The sequence below is a fragment of the Zarconia navalis LEGE 11467 genome (genome assembly GCF_015207075.1).
GTDB classification, from domain to species: Bacteria; Cyanobacteriota; Cyanobacteriia; order Cyanobacteriales; family Geitlerinemataceae; genus Zarconia; species Zarconia navalis.
Genome location: NZ_JADEXN010000434.1, coordinates 1 through 5,008, shown reverse-complemented (window position 1 = coordinate 5,008; position 5,008 = coordinate 1). Strand labels below are relative to the sequence as shown.

Genomic DNA, 5,008 nt, shown 5'->3' with positions numbered 1-5,008 from the left:
GAATTAGAATGAATGGTTTAATTGATTGGTTTAGCGCCCCCCTGCAATATGGCTTTATGCTCAAAGCCCTGTGGGTGAGTGCGTTTGTCGGCATCGTCTGTGCGGTGCTATCTTGCTACATTACCCTCAAAGGTTGGTCGCTGATGGGGGATGCCGTTTCCCATGCCGTCGTTCCTGGGGTGGTGGTGGCTTATGCCGTGGGGATTCCGTTTTCCGTGGGGGCGTTCCTCTTTGGGTTTGGGGCAACTGTTGCTATTGGTTACGTCAAGTCAAAAACCCGCCTGAAAGAAGATGCGGTGATTGGGGTGGTGTTTACCGGATTTTTCGCTTTTGGATTGGTTTTAGCTACCAAAATTCCCAGTAATATCGATTTATTCCATATTTTATTTGGCAATGTATTGGGTATTTCGCAAGAGGATATTATTCAAACTCTAATTGCTGGGTTTGTGACTTTGGGAATTATCCTTTTCCGGCGCAAGGATTTATTGCTTTTTTGCTTCGATCCAAACCATGCCAAAGCGATCGGTTTGAATACCCAACTGATGTACTATACTCTCCTGTCGGTATTAGCATTAACGATCGTTGCGGCTTTACAAACTGCTGGAATCGTGCTGGTGGTAGCCATGCTAATTACCCCAGGGGCAACGGCTTATTTGCTAACCGATCGCTTCGATCGAATGCTTGCCATTTCTGTGGCGACGAGCGTTTTATCCTGCGTTTTCGGGGTTTATGCTAGCTATCATCTAGATGTCGCAACAGGAGGTTGTATCGTGGTATTAATGACGCTGTTTTTTCTCGGCGCTATGATACTTGCTCCGAAATACGGTTTGCTCGCTCGAACCCAAGCTGGCTAAATTCTCAACGAACGTACCACTCATATTTTTAGTCTCTTTTCCCGAGCATCGAGAGCAGGACTTACAGCCTCTCAAGCTCCCCATCAGTTAACGTTGCGATTTGCTTCAATCCCAACGAGATCGTTTCGATCGATGGTCAGAATCGTCGTTCGGTCGAGTTCCGAATTAGGTGACAAGGGCTACTAGCTCTTCCATGCGGCATATGAGTTCGTCATATACGGTAATCGGTTTCGTCCAAAAATCGTCTGCTTTCGAGAATTTTAAGAGTTTGATTTTTTGATTTTTCATGGCATAAGCACTCAACAAGATAATGGGAAGACGATCGGTGCGATCGTCTTCCTTGAGAGATCGAGATAAATCCGTTCCACTTACTTGCGTGCCATTCCACCGAGAACCGGGCAAATTGATATCCATCAAAACAAGATCGATATTGCCCTCCCGACACCACTTAAAGATTTTCTCCGGGTCGGCTGTAATTTGAACTTTATGCGCGCTCAATCGCTCAATTAATTTTGCTGTTCCTTTTGCTAAGAGCAGGTCGTCTTCAACTAATAAAATATTCATATACTGACCGATTGCTTATCGCTAACTTAAGCTTAACTGACTTGAGAAAGATACTCGTGGCATAGACTCAATTTCCGATCTAGAGCTAGGATTTTCACCATAATCGTGCATCCCAGACCGATTTCGTACTCAGTAATACATGACGAAATACATTACGACGTATTTTTATATTGACTTTTATATTTAAGTGAAGATCGAACGTTTTTCATTTTGACATATCCTACTACACCAATTCCTGATGTCCTGATGATGTATTAACGCAACGTACAACTTAATAACCCAGACCCTTAAATTTCTATTTCTCGTTTAGTAAAGGCGGCTAGAAAACTTTCCCCAAATCCGGGATAGCAGGGGTCTGTATAAGTGGCACCGAAGTATTAAAAATAACTGCAAATCCACTCTCCAACACCTTTTGTTTCAAAGGGGACGGTACGACCATTTTTGCGAACTCTCACCCGATCTCGGCAATTATAAATCTCGATCGGGCGAATCTCGCGACTAACACCGTTGTCGATACGAACGGAAGCACGATATTCCCAGTAATTTTTGGCGCTGCGCTTGATACTAACGATACAAATCGATCGGTCTTTTTCGGTATGACACAATGCCGCTCGGGCGGGGAAAGGCAGAGCGATAAAAAGACTTAGAACAAGCAGTAAAACAATAAATTTTGAGATAAGATATTTCACATTAGACTGGCAAATGAGTACTGATTACTTATTACTGATTCATAAATTTCCCCTCAGCGCTTGTTCTCGTTCGATCGACTCGAATAGGGCTTTGAAATTACCTTCACCAAATCCTCGCGAACCGTGGCGCTCGATAACTTCAAAAAATAGTGTGGGTCGATCGACTACAGGTTGAGTAAAAATTTGGAACAAGTATCCATCTCGATCGCGATCGACCAAAATTCCCAACTTTGCCAGCTTTTCGATCGCTACATCCAAGTTTCCCACCCGCGCTTCCAAATCTCGATAGTAGGATGGAGGAACTCCCAGAAACTCGATGCCCGAGGCTTGGAGTTGCGAAACGGTCTTGACGATATTGTCAGTGGCGAACGCAACGTGTTGTACCCCAGCGCCGCCATTGTAGGTTAAATACTCTTCGATTTGAGAGGTGCGTTTTCCCGATGCGGGTTCGTTCACCGGCAGCTTAATTCGACCCGTGCCGTCCACCATCACTTTCGACATCAGTGCCGAGTATGCCGTGGAGACGATTTTATCGTCAAAATGCGCCAACAGCTCGAATCCCAGGGTTTCGGCGAAAAATTGCGCCCATCGATCCATGGTGCCCCGTTCCACATTCCCGACGATATGGTCGATATCCTGCAATCCCACGTCTGGAGTGGGGGGCAGGTGCGTCGCCTCGAAGCCGGGGGCAAATACGCCGGTATAGTCGCGGCGATCGATGAATTTGATTTGGGTGTTGCCGTAAATGCGGATGGCAGCGTAGCGAAGGATGCCCCCCGCGTCTTCTTCTTCTGTGGGTGGAATTGCTCCCACAGCACCTCTGGCGGTGGTTTCCCGGTAGGCACGCACCGCGTCCGGGACTCTCAAAGCGATGGTGGAAATCGCATCTCCATGCTGGAGGACGCTACGGGAAATGGGATGTTCTCGACTCAGTGCCGTACTCAATACCAGGCGGATTTGCCCTTGTTCCATCACGTAAGAAGCGACTTTGCGATCGCCGGTTTTCAGACCCCGGTATGCCGTTTGGGTAAAGCCCAATCCCTTGGCGTAAAAGAGTGCCGCCTGTCTGGCATTGCCGACGTATAATTCCAGATGGTCGAATCCTTGGATGGGGCAAAAGTCGCCCATGAAGCTTCCTCTTTTTTTGCGAATCTCAGTGATTCCGAACGGCATCAGTCTTTCGTGCCCATCGGGTTTGCCGTCCGAGTCCGAACGAATCTCGATCGAGCTAGTCGTTGGGGCGATCGGGTTGACAAACCGTTACATATACTAACAACTTTATCCCTAAAAAACCCGATAGAAATCTATCTTCAGGCAAGTTGACTAAATTCCGCGCTTGGCGAAAGGAGATGGAGAGTTACGATCGCCACTTCGAGTTCGACGCTGGGAAAGATAATGCGATCGGTGAGCGTTACGCATTATGGTCAATTATCCGGATCTGATATCACGTAGCGATCGGCTCGATCGTTGCAGGTAACAAATGCACTGGGATAGTAGAGAAATGCATCGGCGTAGCTGACTTTGACATTTTCCGATCGTACCGAACAATCGCGATCGCGTAGTTTCTAGCGCTTTCTGGGGGTTTCCGTTTTCAGCGACGATGTCTGCGATATTCCGTAACGTCCAAGCTTGCATGTCGAGATCGGCGATCGAATCAGTCACTTGCAACGCTCGATCGAGATTGCCGACGTGAGTATGAGCGAGTGCCAGGGAACTGAACGTCCAAGCTTCGTTGTCGAGTACTTGAAATGGTCGAACGCAGTACCCAAGCTTTGCGTTCGTCATCGGTGATGGTTTGCATCAGTTCCAGGGCTTGGGGAAAGTCTCCATCTGAGGCTAAAGCTTCAACGATTTGAGTAGTTGCCCAGAGTTGCACTTCGCGATCGGCAATGGTTTGGGAGACTTCTAAAGCTCGATCGATCTCTCCAGCCTCGGCTAAGGTCTTGACGATCGAATTTAATGCCAAGGCTCGATACCTGTTATCGGCGATCGTTTGCGCAACTTCTATGGCTTTATCAATCTGTCCGACTTCAGCATAAGCCGAGGCGATGTTGAGTACCAGTAGATTGAGATCGACAGCATCAACTGCTGCTCGATCGAGAGTCTGAGTCTTTGGGGTGGGGGAAACCGACAAAATCGGGGAAGCGATTGCTTTTCGATCGAACTGTGAGGGTAGCAGCGTTAGGGCAATGGATAACAGAATTAAAAGAGAAGCTTTCATTCGTTAAAAAATCAAAAAAATTGGAGGCGGTACTGCATACTTCAAATGTAGGCGATCGGTTTACGCAAAATTAGATCGTCAGTATTGGGTCATCTGCCATCCTCACCGGCTGGGAATTGAGTTTCCCACGCCCAAAGAAAGCCTCTCAATTTAAGGTTAGTGTTAGTTACGGGTCTAAATATTCAGTACCTCAAATAATTAGGATGAACGATCGAGCCAAACAGCGAAGTATCGCACCGATAACGGTTCGTATCCTCGGGCAAGATGAAGCAGCCGTACTCGATCGGGTGGTGGGGATGGCATCTGCGGTACATTACGTTCACCCGGATAAACCCAACGAACTCTGGATAAACGAAGTCGGTGTCGCACCGGCCTATCAGCACCGAGGTATCGGCAAGCAACTCCTCGAAAAACTCTTCGATCTCGCGCGAGAACTCGGCTGTACGGAAGCGTGGGTACTCACCGAAGCGGAGAATTCAGCGGCCCGAGGACTGTATGCTGCCGTTGGCGGATCGGAAGAATCGGTGGTTTACGTCACTTTTGATATCAAATCCGGTTAAATCACTATAATTCCGGAGACCTGCGAGACAGGAACCGTTTGGGAATTTGCGGATTACGATCTTTTATCCGGCTTTGATACGAACTCACCCTTACATCTTATCCATCAAGCCCAAAAAGGC

General features: G+C 47.6%; 5 protein-coding genes. 2 read left to right on the top strand and 3 right to left on the bottom strand.

Features of this window, described 5'->3' with window-relative positions:
• Positions 1-854 (top strand): metal ABC transporter permease (locus IQ235_RS18775; protein ID WP_441373278.1); only part of this gene is annotated, 854 nt, incomplete at its 5' end.
• A 165-nt stretch (positions 855-1,019) separates the two neighbouring features.
• Here the strand turns inward: IQ235_RS18775 and IQ235_RS18770 are convergent.
• The 3 genes from IQ235_RS18770 to IQ235_RS18755 form a co-directional block, all read right to left on the bottom strand.
• Positions 1,020-1,418, bottom strand: coding sequence for a response regulator (locus IQ235_RS18770; protein WP_264322934.1), 399 nt, complete (start codon positions 1,416-1,418; stop codon positions 1,020-1,022).
• A gap of 728 nt (positions 1,419-2,146) precedes the next feature.
• A complete protein-coding gene (gene hppD, locus IQ235_RS18760) occupies positions 2,147-3,235 on the bottom strand; it encodes a 4-hydroxyphenylpyruvate dioxygenase (protein ID WP_264322933.1) in 1,089 nt (362 codons plus the stop codon).
• A 526-nt stretch (positions 3,236-3,761) separates the two neighbouring features.
• Complete coding sequence (locus IQ235_RS18755) at positions 3,762-4,328, bottom strand: tetratricopeptide repeat protein (RefSeq protein ID WP_264322932.1); 567 nt, start codon at positions 4,326-4,328, stop codon at positions 3,762-3,764.
• Between the two features lie 203 nt (positions 4,329-4,531).
• Here IQ235_RS18755 and IQ235_RS18750 point away from each other — a divergent pair, with 203 nt between their 5' ends.
• A complete protein-coding gene (locus tag IQ235_RS18750; RefSeq protein WP_264322931.1) occupies positions 4,532-4,888 on the top strand; it encodes a GNAT family N-acetyltransferase in 357 nt (118 codons plus the stop codon).
• Positions 4,889-5,008 lie beyond the last annotated feature (120 nt).